The following is a 13,586-nucleotide window of genomic DNA, read 5'->3' as shown; positions in this document are numbered from 1 at the left end:
GCCCGCGCCCGGCGGGGCCCTGCCCGCCCGGTCCGGGACGGGTCAGGCCTCGACCACGACCTCCTGGGCGGCGGCCGTGCCGCCCGCCAGCAGCTCCGCGTCGACCGGCACGTTGCGCTTCACCAGCGCGAGCGCGATCGGGCCCAGTTCGTGGTGGCGTACGGAGGTGGTGACGAAGCCGAGCTGCCGCCCCTCCTCGCCGTCGGCCTTCAGCCGGATCGGCGTGCCGTGCGGCGGCAGGTGCACCTCGCTGCCGTCCAGGTGCAGGAACACCAGCCGGCGCGGCGGCTTCCCCAGGTTGTGGACGCGCGCCACGGTCTCCTGACCCCGGTAGCAGCCCTTCTGGAGGTGGACGGCGCTGCCGATGAGGCCGATCTCGTGCGGGATGGTGCGGTGGTCGGTCTCGAAGCCGAGCCGGGGCCGGTGCTCCTCCACCCGCAGCGCCTCGTACGCCAGGATCCCGGCGAGCGGCCCGTTGTCCCGGGCGTACGCCTCCAGGCCGGCGCGCGGCAGGAACAGGTCCCGGCCGTGGGAGGTCTCCCGTACGACGACACCGTCCGGCACGGCGGCGATGGAACCGGCCGGGAGGTGCACGACGGCGATGTCCCCGGTGCGGTCGGCGACCTCGACCCGGTAGAAGAACTTCATCGACTCCAGGTAGCCGATCAGCGCCTCCTGCGTGCCCGGCTCCACGTGCGCCCACACCGTCTCGCCGTCGTCGACGAGGTACAGGGCGTGCTCGATGTGGCCGTTCGCCGAGAGGATCAGCGCCTCGGTGGCGTGCCCGGCGGGGAGGTCGCTCACGGCCTGCGTGAGCAGCAGGTGCAGCCAGCTCAGCCGGTCCTCGCCGGTGACGGTGACGACACCGCGGTGGCTCAGGTCGACCAGGCCGGTGCCCGCGGCGAGGGCGCGCTGCTCGCGGAACAGGTCGCCGTAGTGCGCGGCGACACCTTCGTCCCGCCCCTCGGCGGGGACGGCGCCGGGCAGGGACAACAGAGGGCTGGTCGGTGATTGTCGCAGCATGTGATCAGCCTACGACTCGCCGCCGGACGAAGCCTCCCCCTCCGGGGCCGCCGCGGCCTCCTCCGCCTTCGCGGTGCAGTCCTCGCACCGGCCGAAGATCGCGAAATGCTTCATGTCGGTGTCGAAGCCGAAGGTACGGCGGAGCTTCGCGGTGAAGTCGGCGGCCACCTCGACGTCCGCCTCGATGACGTTCGTGCAGTCCCGGCACACCAGGTGCAGGTGGTGGTGCCGGTCGGCGAGGTGGTAGGTGGGGGCGCCGTGCCCCAGGTGGGCGTGGCTGACCAGACCGAGCTCCTCCAGCAGCTCCAGCGTCCGGTAGACGGTGGAGATGTTCACGCCGGAGGCCGTCTTGCGCACCTCGCCGAGGATGTCGTCGGGAGTGGCGTGCCCCAGCACGTCCACCGCCTCCAGGACGAGCTGGCGCTGGGGAGTCAGCCGGTAGCCGCGCTGCCGCAGGTCGCTTTTCCAGTCGGTGCTCACCACGCGCTCCAGTGTAGGAGCACCGACCGCGCGACCCGAGGGCCGTGGGAGGCCTACTTGAAGAAAGCGATGCCGTCGTCCGGCAGATCTCCGAGGTCCTTGGCCCACGCCTCGACCTGCTCGGGCGTGACGACCTTCTTCAGGTGGGCCGACATGTAGGGCCGCAGCGGGACGTCGGGCGTCGACTTCTCGCCGACCCACATCAGGTCGCCCTTCACGTAGCCGTACAGCCGCTTGCCGCCGCTGTACGGGCCGGAGGCGGCGGTGCGCGCGACGGCGTCGGTGACCAGGTCGATCTGCGGCTTCTGGTCGGCGAGCTCGCCGTACCAGACCTCGACGATGCCCTGGTCGCGCACCATCACGATCTCGACCTTGCGCTCCTTGTCGATGCGCCAGTAGCCACTCTCCGACTCCAGGGGCTTCACCTTGTTGCCCTCGGCGTCCAGCACCCAGGTGCGGGAGGTGTACTCGATGAAGTCCCGGCCGTCATGGCTGAAGGTCACGGACTGGCCGAAGTTGCACTTCTCGGCGCCGGGGAAGTCGGAGACGCCCGCGCCCTCCCACGTGCCGAGGAGGAACGCGAGGGGGACGAGGTCCGGGTTCAGGTCGGACGGAATCTCGATCATGAGCAGCTCAGTCGATCTGTAGGAGGGGTCAGCGCTGGCCCTGGTACAGCTTCTTCACGGTCAGCGCGGCGAAGCCGAGAACGCCGACGCAGACCAGGACCAGCAGGGCGGAGAAGAAAGCCTCAAGCACAGGGTGCTCCTCGGTGAGCGGTACGGGCGAAGAAAGGGCCGGGTCCCAGCGTAATGGGTGGGACTCCGGCTCTCCGAGTGAGGTTCGGCGTGAGCTTCGGCGCAGGAGGGCGCACTACAGTGCCCCCATGGCGAAGAAGCTCGTGATCAAGGTGACCGCCGGGGCCGACGCCCCCGAGCGCTGCTCGCAGGCCTTCACGGTGGCGGCGGTGGCCGTGGCCAGTGGGGTGGAGGTCTCGCTCTGGCTGACCGGTGAGTCCGCGTGGTTCGCGCTGCCGGGGCGGGCGGCCGAGTTCGAGCTGCCGCACGCGGCGCCGCTGCCGGACCTGATCGACTCGCTGCTGGCGGGCGGGCGGATCACGCTGTGCACCCAGTGCGCGGCACGGCGCGAGATCACCGAGAAGGACGTCCTGGAGGGCGTACGGATCGCGGGGGCGCAGGTCTTCGTGAGCGAGGCGCTGGCCGACGGCACGCAGGCGCTCGTCTACTGACGTCCGCGCGCGGAGGCACGCCGGCCCGCGGTCCGGGGACCGGCCGTCACCGGCGTCTCCGCTTGCCGTCCAGCTCGTCCCACCACTCGTCGGACTTCGGGTCGCCGCTGGGGTCGTCCCACCAGCGGTCCTCCGGCCCCCGCCGGTTGGCGACCATGGCGGCGACCGGCGGGATGACCATGGCGACGAAGCACATGGCGATGGCGGCCGGGGTGGACCACAGCCGTACGACGGCCCAGGCGCCCACGAAGAGCACCAGGCAGGCCGTCATCATCCCGAAGTAGACGTGCCGACGGCGGGCGTACATACCTCCAGCGTAGGGCGGGAACGACCGAAGGGCCGCGCCTCGGTCCCGGTAAGCGTCCAACCCCCAGGAGGCGCGGCCCTTCGGCCGGTACAGCGTCGCCGTCAGACGGCGATGGCGACCTCGGCCAGGCCGCCCTGCTGGGCGACGACCGTGCGGTCGGCGGTGCCGCCCGGGACGAGGGCGCGGACGGTCCACGTGCCCTCGGCCGCGTAGAAGCGGAACTGGCCGGTCGCGGAGGTCGGGACCTCGGCGGTGAACTCGCCGGTCGAGTCGAGCAGGCGCACGTAACCGACGACGGGCTCGCCGTCCTTGGTCACCTGGCCCTGGATCGTGGTCTCACCGGGCTTGATCGTCGAAGCGTCCGGGCCACCGGCCTGTGCTCCACACATGGGTACTCCTGAGGGGTCGAGGGGACGGGAGGTCCGGGATTACTTGTTGGCGCCGAGCTCGATCGGCACGCCGACGAGGGAGCCGTACTCGGTCCAGGAGCCGTCGTAGTTCTTGACGTTCCCCTGGTCGAGCAGCTCGTGCAGGACGAACCAGGTCAGGGCCGAGCGCTCACCGATGCGGCAGTAGGCGATGGTGTCCTTCGACAGGTCGACCTGCTCGTCGGCGTACAGCGCCTTGAGCTCCTCGTCCGACTTGAAGGTGCCGTCGTCGTTGGCGTTCTTCGACCACGGGATGTTGCGGGCGCTCGGCACGTGGCCGGGGCGCTGCGACTGCTCCTGCGGGAGGTGCGCCGGGGCGAGCAGCTTGCCGCTGAACTCGTCGGGGGAGCGCACGTCGACCAGGTTCAGGTTGCCGATCGCGGCCACGACGTCGTCGCGGAAGGCGCGGATGGAGGTGTCCTGGGCCTTGGCCTTGTACTGGGTGGCCGGGCGGCTGGGGACCTCGGAGCCGTCGACCAGGTCGCGGGAGTCCAGCTCCCACTTCTTGCGGCCGCCGTCGAGGAGCTTGACGCTCTCGTGGCCGTACAGCTTGAAGTACCAGTAGGCGTACGAGGCGAACCAGTTGTTGTTGCCGCCGTAGAGGACGACGGTGTCGTCGTTGGCGATGCCCTTCGCGGAGAGGAGCTTCTCGAAGCCCTCCTGGTCGACGAAGTCGCGGCGGACCGGGTCCTGGAGGTCCTGCTTCCAGTCGATCCGGACGGCGTTCTTGATGTGGTTCTTGTCGTACGCCGAGGTGTCCTCGTCGACCTCGACGATGACGACCTTCGGGTCGTCGATGTGGGCCTCGACCCAGTCGGCGTCTACCAGGACGTCGCTGCGGCTCATGCTGTTTCTCCTCCGGGGCAGTGTGCGGCGGGGTGTGGCGGGGTGGTGCCGGGGTGCTCTTCGCGTCTCGCGTCTTCCGTACGGGGGTACGGCTGTACGGGTCCGGGGCGGGTTCGGCACGGGGGTGGGCCTCGATGCGGTCGACGGGCCCGGGGACGCGGGAGGTCGGGCTCCCGCTCAGACGGAGCGACAGAGCATGGCGGCGACGCGGCACAGGTCTACTGCCCGCCGCTTCGTGAGATCCGCCTGTCGCTTCATGACGCCGATCGTAGGGACGGACGGGTGGCCGTGTCACCGGCGTGTCGCATGGTGAGACACGATCGTCCGGAATGCGGGACGAGGGGCGGTGGAGCGGGCGGCCGGGCCGCTCCCGGACACGGCGTTCCCCGCCCCCCATCTGCGGATCGGACGGGTCCGTCTCACCATGTGGCCAGGGCGGGGGATTCAGCGGTTCCGCGAGCGGGTACGGCGGCGGTGCCCCGGGAAGAACGGCGGCCTTCCGGTCGGGCCTTCCGGTCGGGCCTTCCGGCGACCCCGCCGGTGACTCAGCCCGTCAGGACGACGTTCGTGCCGGTGACGGTGACCACGACACCCTCGGGCGTCGCCTCGACCTTCTGGAGCTTCAGCCCGGTCGGCAGCCCGCCGACCTGGCGGTCGAAGTCGGTGCGCTCGCGGATGCGCTCCTCCACACCCGGCAGGCCCTCACCGGGCACCTTGTCGGCGTGCACCCGGATGGTGTCGTCGCCGGCCAGGCTGACCGAGGACAGCACGCTGCGCGTGACCTTGCCCAGGACCGGGATCTCGATGCTGCCGGTGACCTTGACCTTGCCGTTGCCGCCGTAGCCGACGGTGACGTCCTCCTCGGAGGCCTTGCCGAGGTCGGCGTAGGAGATACGGGCGGTGCCGGAGGCGGACGCGGCGACGGCGCGGGAGAAGTTGTTCTCCAGCCGCACCCGCTGGAGCGCGGCGTTCATCTCGGTGACCCGGACCTTGCGGCCGCCGGCCGACGCCTCCACGCCCGTGAGGGTGACGTCGACCTGGTCCAGTTCCTTGCCCATGACCTGGGTCAGGAAGGGGAAGCCCTTGATCGACACGTCGGCCGAGCCGGTCAGGCCCTGGTTGGCCCGTATGCGGTCGGCGGCCTCACCCTCGGCGTAGTTCACCGCCAGACGGTCCGCGATGGTGAACAGACCACCGAGGATCACAGCGGTGATCAGCAGTATTCGCAGTGCTCGCATTGCTCGGTGTCCCCCACCCTGTCCGCGACCGGCCCCCCGTCACGTCATGATCGACGTGCGGAGCCGGTCATTGGTTCCTCTTCGGCCACTTCCCCCACGCGCGTCACTCAGGCCAGCGCGCGTCCCAGCACATAGACGGCGGGCGCGGCGAGGGCGAGCGGCAGCGCCACCCCGGCCGTCAAGTGGACGAAGCGCGACGGGTAGTCGTAGGCGGCCACCCGGTGCCCCACCAGGGCGCACACCCCGGCGCCCAGGCCCAGCAGCGCGCCGTTCGCCCCCAGGCCGGTCATCCCGCCGGCGGCCACCCCGGCACCCGCCGCGGCGAGCAGCGCCACCACGAGCGAGGCGGGCTGCGGAAGCGGCAGGGCGCGCGCCACGACCGTGACGGCGACCGCGAGGCCGCCGACGACGACCGCGTCGGTCGTCGCGGCCAGGTGCCCGGCCGCGACGACCGCGAGCGCCGACGAGGCGACGGTCGCCATCAGGCCGTACTGGCGCTCGTCGGAGCCCGCGTGGCTGCGGAGCTGGAGGACCAGCACGAGCAGCACCCAGACGCCGAGCGTGCCGAGGATCGCGGCCGGGGCGTGCTCCTTGCCGGTGGCGAGCAGCGCCACGTCCGCGACGAGGCCGCCCGCGAAGGCGAGCGCGATGCCCTGGCGGGCCGGCCACATGCCGTTGAGCCGGAACCAGCCGGCGGCGGTGACGGCCTGGAGCAGGACGAGCGGGACGAGCAGTCCGTACGGCCCGAGGGCGGCGCCCGCCGCGAGGAGGCCGCCGAGGGCGGCGGTCAGCACGGCCGGCTGCATGCCCGGGTCGATGATCGGCGAGCGGCCCTCGGCGCGGGCACGCTGGGCGTCGGTCAGCCGGACGTGCCCGGAGGTGGTGGGCGCGCCGTATCCCGGCCCGGCGCCGGCGGGCGCGGGCGGGGTGGGTGCGCCGTATCCCGGCCCGGCGCCGGCGGGCGCGGGCGGGGTGGGCGCGCCGTACCCCGGCCCGGCGCCGGCGGGCGCGGGCGCCGGTTCCGCCACGGGTCCGGCGGGGGCCGGCTCCGGGGCGACCGCCCGCAGGTAGGCGGTCGGGGTGTCCGGGGGTCCCTGCTCGTACGGCACCTCGGGCGGCAGCGGGTACGAGCCCGGTGCGCCCGGCTCCCCCGCCCCCTGCACCGGCAGGTACGCGGTGTCGGCCGCGTACGGCTGCGCCGGCTGCTGGTACGGGTCCGGGTACGGGCTCGTGTGCTCGGCGGGGGACGGCGGGCAGGGCGAGGGCTGGACGGCCGGCTGGTACTGGGTGTCCCAGGTCTGGCCCTCCCACGTCTGCGCGACGTCCGGGTCCTGGTGGCCGTTCCCGTACCCGTAGGGGTACTGCTGATCGCTGCTCATGCTGTGCGGTTCACCCTCCTGCGAACGGCGGGAGCACCTCGACCGTGCCGCCCTCGGCCAGCCGTACGGTCTCATGGTCCCGGGTCCCCACGGGGTCACCGTCGACCAGGAACGAGCACCGCAGGAGCACCCGCGTCAGCTCGCCGGGGTGCCGCTCGCGCACCGCGTCCAGCGCCTCGGCCAGGTTCTCCGCGGCGTACGGCTCCTCGGCGGTCCCGGCGGCGGCCTTGGCCGCGGCCCAGTAGCGGATGGTCCCCGCTGCCATAGCGGCACTCCTTTCGTCGGCCTCGTCGGCATCCATCATGGGCTATGGCGCCGACAGCCAGTCCGCGATGCGGGCGAGCAGGTCGTCGTCCGCCGCGTTCTCGGCGTGCCCCATGCCCTCCTCCAGCCACAGCTCGGCCGGTCCGGCGGCCGCGAGCGACCGCGGGTGGTCCACCGGGAAGTACGGGTCGCTGTCGCCGTGCACGACCAGCAGCGGCACCGGCGCGATCAGCGGCACCGCCTCCACCGGCGACATCGGCACCGGGTCCCAGTCCCGGTGGTGGATGCGGGTGCGCAGCCCGTAGCGGCCCACCAGCCGCCCGGCGGGCCGGGTGATCACCCAGTGGACGCGCCGCATGGGGGCCGTGCCCCGGTAGTACCAGCGCGCGGGTGCGCTCACGGCGGCCACGGCGTCCGTACGCGCCCCGGGCACGTCCCGGTACAGCGCCGCGTGCCGCAGCACCACCGACCCGCCCATCGAGAAGCCGACCGTCACCACGCGCGCGTACCCGAGCCTCCGCGCCCAGCCCACCGCCGCCGCCAGGTCCAGCACCTCGCGGTCACCCACGGTGGAGCGGCCGCCCGACCGGCCGTGGCCGCGGAAGGAGAAGGTCACCACCCCGGCGCGCCGGGCGAACACCTGGGCCGCCCGCCGTACCGCCGGCCGGTCCACCGAGCCCGTGAAACCGTGCGCGACAACGATGGCCGTGTCGGTGACACTGGCTGTGTGCGGTGCCGTGGACGGCGAGTGGACCGCCTCGATCCGGACCCCGTCTGACGTCCGCAATGTTGCGCGGAGGGGTCCGGGCGTGAGCGAGGGAACATCCACCATGTGAAATGCGCCCTCTTCCTCGGAACTCATGTGGGCTATTGTGCTGGGCAGAGGATCCGGGCGACGCAGCCCCCGGATCCTTTTGTGTTTTCCGCCCGTTGTTACAGGCAGGTGAACAAAGGCTCTCAGGGCGCGGGGAGCCACGTACGAAGCAGTGCCACAGGCGTCCTCGCAGGGACCGAGGAGGAACCGACGTTATGGGCCGGCGAACCGTGCACGACGACCACAGGACGACGACCGGGACCACGAGGTCCGGCCCACCGGACCGGGACCGCCGGCCCCTGGGAGGGGACGCCCGATGAGCTCTCTGCTGCTCCTGACCAACGCCCTCCAGCCGTCGACGGAGGTGCTCCCCGCCCTCGGACTGCTGCTGCACAACGTGCGCGTGGCCCCCGCCGAGGGCCCGGCCCTGGTGGACACCCCCGGCGCGGACGTGATCCTCGTCGACGGCCGCCGCGACCTGCCCCAGGTGCGGTCGCTGTGCCAGCTTCTGCGCTCCACCGGGCCGGGCTGCCCGCTGATCCTGGTCGTCACCGAGGGCGGTCTCGCGGCCGTCACCGCCGACTGGGGCATCGACGACGTGCTGCTCGACACCGCCGGTCCGGCCGAGGTCGAGGCGCGGCTGCGGCTGGCCACCGGCCGCCAGCAGATCACCGCCGACGACTCCCCCATGGAGATCCGCAACGGCGACCTGTCGGTCGACGAGGCCACTTACAGCGCCAAGCTCAAGGGCCGGGTCCTGGACCTGACCTTCAAGGAGTTCGAGCTGCTGAAGTACCTGGCGCAGCACCCGGGCCGGGTCTTCACCCGGGCGCAGCTCCTCCAGGAGGTGTGGGGGTACGACTACTTCGGCGGTACGCGGACGGTCGACGTCCATGTACGGCGGCTGCGCGCCAAGCTGGGCCCTGAGCACGAGTCGCTGATCGGCACCGTGCGCAACGTCGGCTACCGCTTCGTGACGCCCGAGAAGGTGGAGCGCGCGGCCGAGGAGGCCCGGACGAAAGAGGCGAAGGCGGCCAAGGCGCCCTCCGTCACCCGTGCGGAGGACACCGATGAGGAGCGGGAAGCCGCCGTACGACCTGCCCAGAGGTAGGTCACCCCGCGTAGACTGCCGCGCGTGGCCAAGGTGACGCGGGACGACGTGGCGCGACTGGCGGGTACTTCCACCGCGGTCGTGAGCTACGTCATCAACAACGGACCCCGGCCGGTCGCCCCGGCCACCCGCGAGCGCGTACTCGCGGCGATCAAGGAGCTGGGCTACCGGCCCGACCGCGTCGCGCAAGCCATGGCCTCGCGGCGCACGGACCTGATAGGCATGATCGTCCCCGACGCCCGGCAGCCGTTCTTCGCCGAGATGGCGCACGCGGTCGAACGGGCCGCCGCCGACCGCGGGAAGATGGTCCTCGTCGGCAACTCCGACTACCGCGACGAGCGCGAGATCCACTATCTGCGGGCCTTCCTCGGCATGCGGGTCGCCGGACTGATCCTGGTCAGCCAGGGCATGAGCGCGCGGGCCGCCCAGGAGATCGAGGCCTGGGACGCCCGGGTGGTGCTGCTCCACGAGCGGCCCGAGGCCCTCGACGACGTCGCCGTGGTCACCGACGACATCGGCGGCGCCCAGCTCGCCACCCGCCACCTCCTGGAGCACGGCCACGAGTACGTCGCCTGTCTCGGCGGCGTCGAGTCCACCCCGGCCGTGGGCGACCCGGTGGCCGACCACGAGGAGGGCTGGCGCCGCGCGATGCTGGAGTCCGGCCGCTCGGTGGAGGGCCGGCTCTTCCAGGCCCCGTACAACCGCTACGACGCCTACCAGGTGGCACTGAAGATCCTGTCCGGCCCCGACCGGCCGCCGGCGATCTTCTGCTCCACTGACGACCAGGCGATCGGCGTGCTCCGCGCGGCGCGCGAACTGCGGCTGGACGTGCCGGGCGACCTGGCCGTGGCGGGCTTCGACGACGTCAAGGAGGCCGCGCTCACGGACCCGCCGCTGACGACGATCTCCTCCGACCGCCCGGCGATGGCCCGCGCGGCGGTGGACCTGGTGCTGGACGACGGGCTGCGGGTGGCCGGGTCGCGCCGGGAGCGGGTCAAGCAGTTCCCCTCGGCGCTGGTGGTACGCCGCTCCTGCGGCTGCGACGGCGAGTAGTCGACGGCCAGTGGTCCCGGCAGCCCGGTGCCCCGGCGGCCCCGGTGCCGCCGCCCCGGGAGCCCCCGGTGTCCCGGGAGCCCCCGCCCCCGAGTGGCGCCCTTACATCGGGCATACGAGACTTTGCCCCTACTCTCAGGACGTCCTCAGACGTTTCTCATGGACGGCTCCGAGAGTCGTCCCCATGACGGACCACTTCTCCGGCGAGCCGCGCCAGGCCCCCGCCGCGTACCCGCCGCCTCCCGCGTACCCGCCCCACACACCCACCGCCCACCGCCGCCCCCGCAAGCCGGTGGCGCTGGTCGCGGCCGTGGCCCTGGTCGCCGCTCTCGTCGGCGGCGGCGCCTCCGCCCTCGTGGCCGAGCTCGGCGACGACGGCCCGGCCCCGTCTGCCGCCGGCGGCGGCGGGGTGACCGGCACCGGCGTGTCCCGGTCCAGCCGGGGCACCGTCGCCGGGGTGGCCCAGGAGGTGTCCCCGAGCATCGTGGAGATCAACGCGACGTCCACCGCGGGCGCCTCCACCGGCTCGGGCGTGATCATCACCGCCGACGGGGAGATCATCACCAACAACCACGTCATCGCCGGCGCCTCGGAGATCAAAGTCCGGCTCGGCGACGGCCGGACGCACACCGCCGCGGTGGTCGGCACCGACCCCGGCAAGGACCTGGCGCTGATCCGGCTGCGGGGCGCGTCCGGACTGAAGGCCGCCACGCTCGGCGACTCCGCCGAGGTCCGGGTCGGCGACCAGGTCGTCGCCATCGGGTCGCCGGAGGGTCTGACCGGCACCGTCACCAGCGGGATCGTCTCCGCGCTGGACCGGGACGTGACGGTGGCCAAGGAGGACGGAGGGCAGGACGGCGGGCAGCGGTCCGGCCCGAGCGGCCAGTGGCCTTTCGAGTTCGGCGGACAGCGGTTCAACGGGGACACGGGCGACTCCAGGACCACCTACAAGGCCCTCCAGACCGACGCCTCGCTCAACCCCGGCAACTCCGGCGGCGCGCTGATCGACATGAACGGCCGGGTCATCGGGATCAACTCCGCCATGTACGCGCCGAGCGCCGCCACCGGCTCCACCGCCGGCAGCGTCGGCCTCGGCTTCGCGATCCCGGTGAACACCGTCAAGGCGGACCTGGACGACCTCCGGTCGGGGTCCGGGGCGGGAACGTGACGCGTGCGACGCTGGCCCCATGAACACTGACGCCGACCGCATCCTGATCGTCGACGACGAGCCGGCCGTCCGCGAGGCGCTCCGGCGCAGTCTCGCCTTCGAGGGGTACGGGACGGACGTCGCCGTCGACGGCGCCGACGCGCTCGCCCGGATCGACGCGTACGCCCCCGACCTCGTCGTCCTGGACGTCCAGATGCCCCGGATGGACGGCCTGACCGCCGCCCGCCGCATCCGCGCCGCCGGCTCGACCGTCCCGATCCTGATGCTCACCGCCCGCGACACGGTCGGCGACCGGGTGACGGGCCTGGACGCGGGCGCGGACGACTACCTGGTCAAGCCGTTCGAGCTGGACGAGCTGTTCGCCCGGATCAGGGCCCTGCTGCGGCGCAGCTCGTACGCGGCGGTGTCCGGCGGTCAGGAACCCGAGGGCGACGTGCTGGCCTTCGCCGACCTGCGGATGGACCTGGCGACGCGCGAGGTGACGCGGGGCGGGCGGCAGGTGGAGCTGACGCGTACGGAGTTCACCCTGCTGGAGATGTTCCTGTCGCACCCCCGGCAGGTGCTGACCCGGGAGCAGATCCTCAAGTCCGTCTGGGGCTTCGACTTCGAGCCGAGCTCCAACTCCCTGGACGTGTACGTGATGTACCTGCGGCGCAAGACCGAGGCGGGCGGCGAGTCCCGCCTGGTGCACACCGTGCGGGGCGTGGGCTACGTACTGCGCGGGGGGAGCGCCGAGTGACCGGACCGGCCGGCCGCTTCCGCGCGCTGCCGCTGCGCTCGCGCCTCGCCCTGCTGACGGCCACGGCGGTCGCGGTGGCGGTCGCGGCGGTGGCGGTGACGTGCTGGTTCATGGTGCGTGACGCGCTGGTGGGGTCGCTGGACGACGCCCTGCGCGAGAACCGGGTGCTGCCCGCGTCGGTGGTCGCGGAGGTGCGGGCGGGCAACTGCCGGGCGCCGGGTTCGGTACCGCCCGAGCGCCCCAACCAGGACCTGTTCGACCAGACCATCCAGGTGGTCGACGCCAAGGGCGTCAGTTGCGTCATCGTCGGCCGGCAGTCGGTCCGGGTGACCGCCGACGACCTGGCGGTCGCCAACGGGCGCGCGGAGGAGACGGCGCACGACGCGCGGGCCTCCGACGGCTCGGACTACCGGGTCCTGACCTATCCCCTGCCGGGCTACTCCGGCGCGGTGTCCGTCGCCCGGCCGCTCAACGAGGTGGACGACGCGCTGAACACCCTCACCCTGGTGCTGGGCCTGGTCGCCGGCGTCGGGGTCGTCGGGGCGGGCGTCGCCGGTCTGTGGGTGGCCAGGACCGGGCTGAAGCCGGTGGACCGGCTGACCGGGGCGGTGGAGCACGTGGCGCGCACGGAGGACCTGACCGTACGCATCCCCGTCGACGGCGAGGACGAGATCGCCCGCCTGTCGCGGTCGTTCAACGCGATGACGGCCGCGCTGGCGTCCTCGCGGGACCGGCAGGCGCGGCTGATCGCCGACGCGGGGCACGAGCTGCGCACCCCGCTCACGTCGCTGCGCACCAACATCGAGCTGCTGGCGCGCAGCGAGGACACCGGGCGGGCGATCCCGCCGGAGGACCGGCGGGCCCTGATGGCGTCGGTGAAGGCCCAGATGACGGAACTGGCGGCGCTGATCGGCGACTTGCAGGAGCTGTCCCGGCCGGACGCGGCCGCCCCCGGGCGACTGGAGGTGGTGGCGCTGCACGAGGTGCTCGGCACGGCGCTGGCGCGGGTCCGGCTGCGGGGCCCGGAGCTGACCGTCTCGGCGGACGACGTGCGGCCCTGGTACGTCCGGGCCGAGCCGGCCGGGCTTGAGCGCGCATTTGTGAACGTGCTGGACAACGCGGTGAAGTTCTCGCCGCCCGGCGGCACGGTGGAGGTGGCCCTGGTGGGCGGCGAGCTGACGGTGCGGGACCACGGTCCGGGCGTCACGCCCGAGGAGTTGCCGCATGTGTTCGAGCGGTTCTGGCGGTCGCCGTCGGCGCGGAGCCTGCCCGGGTCGGGGCTCGGTCTGTCGATCGTGGCGCGGACGGTGCGGCGGGCGGGCGGTGAGGTGGCGCTCACGGCGGCGGAGGGCGGCGGTACGCGGGCGGTGATCCGGCTGCCGGGGGCGCCGACCCCGCCGCCGCCCGCACCGGGCACGTCCTGACAACGCGCCGGACGCGGCCCGACGCGGCCCGGCCTGCCTAAGACGGCCCGGCACGGCCTGACACGG

The 13,586-nt window shown here is 73.0% G+C and carries 17 protein-coding genes; 6 read left to right on the top strand and 11 right to left on the bottom strand.

The window, feature by feature from the left end:
- Nucleotides 1-42: 42 nt before the first annotated feature.
- The 3 genes from ACF068_RS16465 to ACF068_RS16455 are packed head-to-tail and all read right to left on the bottom strand — an operon-like array spanning nt 43 to nt 2,129.
- On the bottom strand, nt 43-1,023 hold the full coding sequence (locus ACF068_RS16465) for a YgfZ/GcvT domain-containing protein (protein ID WP_392274927.1): 981 nt from the start codon (nt 1,021-1,023) through the stop codon (nt 43-45).
- A gap of 9 nt (nt 1,024-1,032) precedes the next feature.
- On the bottom strand, nt 1,033-1,506 hold the full coding sequence (locus tag ACF068_RS16460; RefSeq protein WP_392274926.1) for a Fur family transcriptional regulator: 474 nt from the start codon (nt 1,504-1,506) through the stop codon (nt 1,033-1,035).
- 50 nt (nt 1,507-1,556) lie between these two features.
- Complete coding sequence (locus ACF068_RS16455; protein WP_392274925.1) at nt 1,557-2,129, bottom strand: FABP family protein; 573 nt, start codon at nt 2,127-2,129, stop codon at nt 1,557-1,559.
- Between the two features lie 257 nt (nt 2,130-2,386).
- On the opposite strand from ACF068_RS16455, the gene ACF068_RS16450 reads away from it, so the two are divergent.
- On the top strand, nt 2,387-2,749 hold the full coding sequence (locus ACF068_RS16450) for a DsrE family protein (RefSeq protein ID WP_392274924.1): 363 nt from the start codon (nt 2,387-2,389) through the stop codon (nt 2,747-2,749).
- Nucleotides 2,750-2,795: 46 nt separating this feature from the next.
- Here the strand turns inward: ACF068_RS16450 and ACF068_RS16445 are convergent, their stop codons facing one another.
- The 8 genes from ACF068_RS16445 to ACF068_RS16410 all read right to left on the bottom strand — a co-directional run bounded on the left by ACF068_RS16445 (nt 2,796) and on the right by ACF068_RS16410 (nt 8,073).
- Entirely contained in the window at nt 2,796-3,056 is a 261-nt protein-coding gene (locus tag ACF068_RS16445; protein ID WP_392274923.1) for a DUF3099 domain-containing protein, read from the bottom strand.
- A gap of 101 nt (nt 3,057-3,157) precedes the next feature.
- Nucleotides 3,158-3,445, bottom strand: a complete 288-nt coding sequence (locus ACF068_RS16440; protein ID WP_064067594.1) for a DUF1416 domain-containing protein — start codon at nt 3,443-3,445, stop codon at nt 3,158-3,160.
- A 39-nt stretch (nt 3,446-3,484) separates the two neighbouring features.
- Nucleotides 3,485-4,330 carry a sulfurtransferase gene (locus ACF068_RS16435; RefSeq protein WP_392274922.1) on the bottom strand — a complete coding sequence of 282 codons (846 nt, stop codon included), beginning with the start codon at nt 4,328-4,330 and terminating at the stop codon, nt 3,485-3,487.
- 177 nt (nt 4,331-4,507) lie between these two features.
- Nucleotides 4,508-4,588 carry a putative leader peptide gene (locus ACF068_RS16430; RefSeq protein ID WP_350497993.1) on the bottom strand — a complete coding sequence of 27 codons (81 nt, stop codon included), beginning with the start codon at nt 4,586-4,588 and terminating at the stop codon, nt 4,508-4,510.
- 287 nt (nt 4,589-4,875) lie between these two features.
- On the bottom strand, nt 4,876-5,568 hold the full coding sequence (locus tag ACF068_RS16425) for a DUF2993 domain-containing protein (protein WP_392274921.1): 693 nt from the start codon (nt 5,566-5,568) through the stop codon (nt 4,876-4,878).
- Nucleotides 5,569-5,675: 107 nt separating this feature from the next.
- Nucleotides 5,676-6,947, bottom strand: a complete 1,272-nt coding sequence (locus ACF068_RS16420; protein WP_392274920.1) for a hypothetical protein — start codon at nt 6,945-6,947, stop codon at nt 5,676-5,678.
- Nucleotides 6,948-6,957: 10 nt separating this feature from the next.
- A complete protein-coding gene (locus ACF068_RS16415; protein ID WP_392274919.1) occupies nt 6,958-7,212 on the bottom strand; it encodes a MoaD/ThiS family protein in 255 nt (84 codons plus the stop codon).
- Nucleotides 7,213-7,254: 42 nt separating this feature from the next.
- Nucleotides 7,255-8,073: an alpha/beta hydrolase gene (locus ACF068_RS16410; RefSeq protein ID WP_392274918.1), complete on the bottom strand. Its 819-nt coding sequence runs from the start codon at nt 8,071-8,073 to the stop codon at nt 7,255-7,257.
- A 268-nt stretch (nt 8,074-8,341) separates the two neighbouring features.
- Here ACF068_RS16410 and ACF068_RS16405 point away from each other — a divergent pair, with 268 nt between their 5' ends.
- From ACF068_RS16405 to ACF068_RS16385, 5 genes are all read left to right on the top strand, one after another.
- Nucleotides 8,342-9,136 (top strand): winged-helix domain-containing protein, encoded by a 795-nt coding sequence (locus tag ACF068_RS16405; RefSeq protein WP_392274917.1) that lies wholly within the window; start codon nt 8,342-8,344, stop codon nt 9,134-9,136.
- Between the two features lie 24 nt (nt 9,137-9,160).
- Nucleotides 9,161-10,189, top strand: a complete 1,029-nt coding sequence (locus tag ACF068_RS16400) for a LacI family DNA-binding transcriptional regulator (protein WP_392274916.1) — start codon at nt 9,161-9,163, stop codon at nt 10,187-10,189.
- Nucleotides 10,190-10,373: 184 nt separating this feature from the next.
- Nucleotides 10,374-11,357 carry a S1C family serine protease gene (locus ACF068_RS16395; protein WP_392274915.1) on the top strand — a complete coding sequence of 328 codons (984 nt, stop codon included), beginning with the start codon at nt 10,374-10,376 and terminating at the stop codon, nt 11,355-11,357.
- 19 nt (nt 11,358-11,376) lie between these two features.
- Nucleotides 11,377-12,096: a response regulator transcription factor gene (locus tag ACF068_RS16390; protein WP_392274914.1), complete on the top strand. Its 720-nt coding sequence runs from the start codon at nt 11,377-11,379 to the stop codon at nt 12,094-12,096.
- A complete protein-coding gene (locus tag ACF068_RS16385; protein WP_392274913.1) occupies nt 12,093-13,520 on the top strand; it encodes an ATP-binding protein in 1,428 nt (475 codons plus the stop codon). Before ACF068_RS16390 ends, ACF068_RS16385 begins: the two co-directional genes overlap by 4 nt.
- The last annotated feature ends 66 nt before the right edge of the window (nt 13,521-13,586 follow it).

Origin of the sequence: Streptomyces sp. NPDC016309, assembly GCF_043077235.1 — a bacterium.
Classification (GTDB): Bacteria; Actinomycetota; Actinomycetes; order Streptomycetales; family Streptomycetaceae; genus Streptomyces.
Note: the sequence above shows the minus strand (reverse complement) of the source record. Positions and strands in the feature narration are given on the sequence as shown.

Bases quoted from the DNA above. Each gene is read 5' to 3' on its own strand.
- ACF068_RS16425 (WP_392274921.1), bottom strand. From the start codon at position 5,568: ATGCGAGCACTGCGAATACTGCTGATCACCGCTGTGATCCTCGGTGGT.
- ACF068_RS16430 (WP_350497993.1), bottom strand. From the start codon at position 4,588: ATGAAGCGACAGGCGGATCTCACGAAGCGGCGGGCAGTAGACCTGTGC.
- ACF068_RS16405 (WP_392274917.1), top strand. From the start codon at position 8,342: ATGAGCTCTCTGCTGCTCCTGACCAACGCCCTCCAGCCGTCGACGGAG.
- ACF068_RS16465 (WP_392274927.1), bottom strand. From the start codon at position 1,023: ATGCTGCGACAATCACCGACCAGCCCTCTGTTGTCCCTGCCCGGCGCC.
- ACF068_RS16390 (WP_392274914.1), top strand. From the start codon at position 11,377: ATGAACACTGACGCCGACCGCATCCTGATCGTCGACGACGAGCCGGCC.
- ACF068_RS16450 (WP_392274924.1), top strand. From the start codon at position 2,387: ATGGCGAAGAAGCTCGTGATCAAGGTGACCGCCGGGGCCGACGCCCCC.
- ACF068_RS16455 (WP_392274925.1), bottom strand. From the start codon at position 2,129: ATGATCGAGATTCCGTCCGACCTGAACCCGGACCTCGTCCCCCTCGCG.
- ACF068_RS16415 (WP_392274919.1), bottom strand. From the start codon at position 7,212: ATGGCAGCGGGGACCATCCGCTACTGGGCCGCGGCCAAGGCCGCCGCC.
- ACF068_RS16445 (WP_392274923.1), bottom strand. From the start codon at position 3,056: ATGTACGCCCGCCGTCGGCACGTCTACTTCGGGATGATGACGGCCTGC.
- ACF068_RS16410 (WP_392274918.1), bottom strand. From the start codon at position 8,073: ATGAGTTCCGAGGAAGAGGGCGCATTTCACATGGTGGATGTTCCCTCG.
- ACF068_RS16440 (WP_064067594.1), bottom strand. From the start codon at position 3,445: ATGTGTGGAGCACAGGCCGGTGGCCCGGACGCTTCGACGATCAAGCCC.
- ACF068_RS16435 (WP_392274922.1), bottom strand. From the start codon at position 4,330: ATGAGCCGCAGCGACGTCCTGGTAGACGCCGACTGGGTCGAGGCCCAC.
- ACF068_RS16420 (WP_392274920.1), bottom strand. From the start codon at position 6,947: ATGAGCAGCGATCAGCAGTACCCCTACGGGTACGGGAACGGCCACCAG.
- ACF068_RS16395 (WP_392274915.1), top strand. From the start codon at position 10,374: ATGACGGACCACTTCTCCGGCGAGCCGCGCCAGGCCCCCGCCGCGTAC.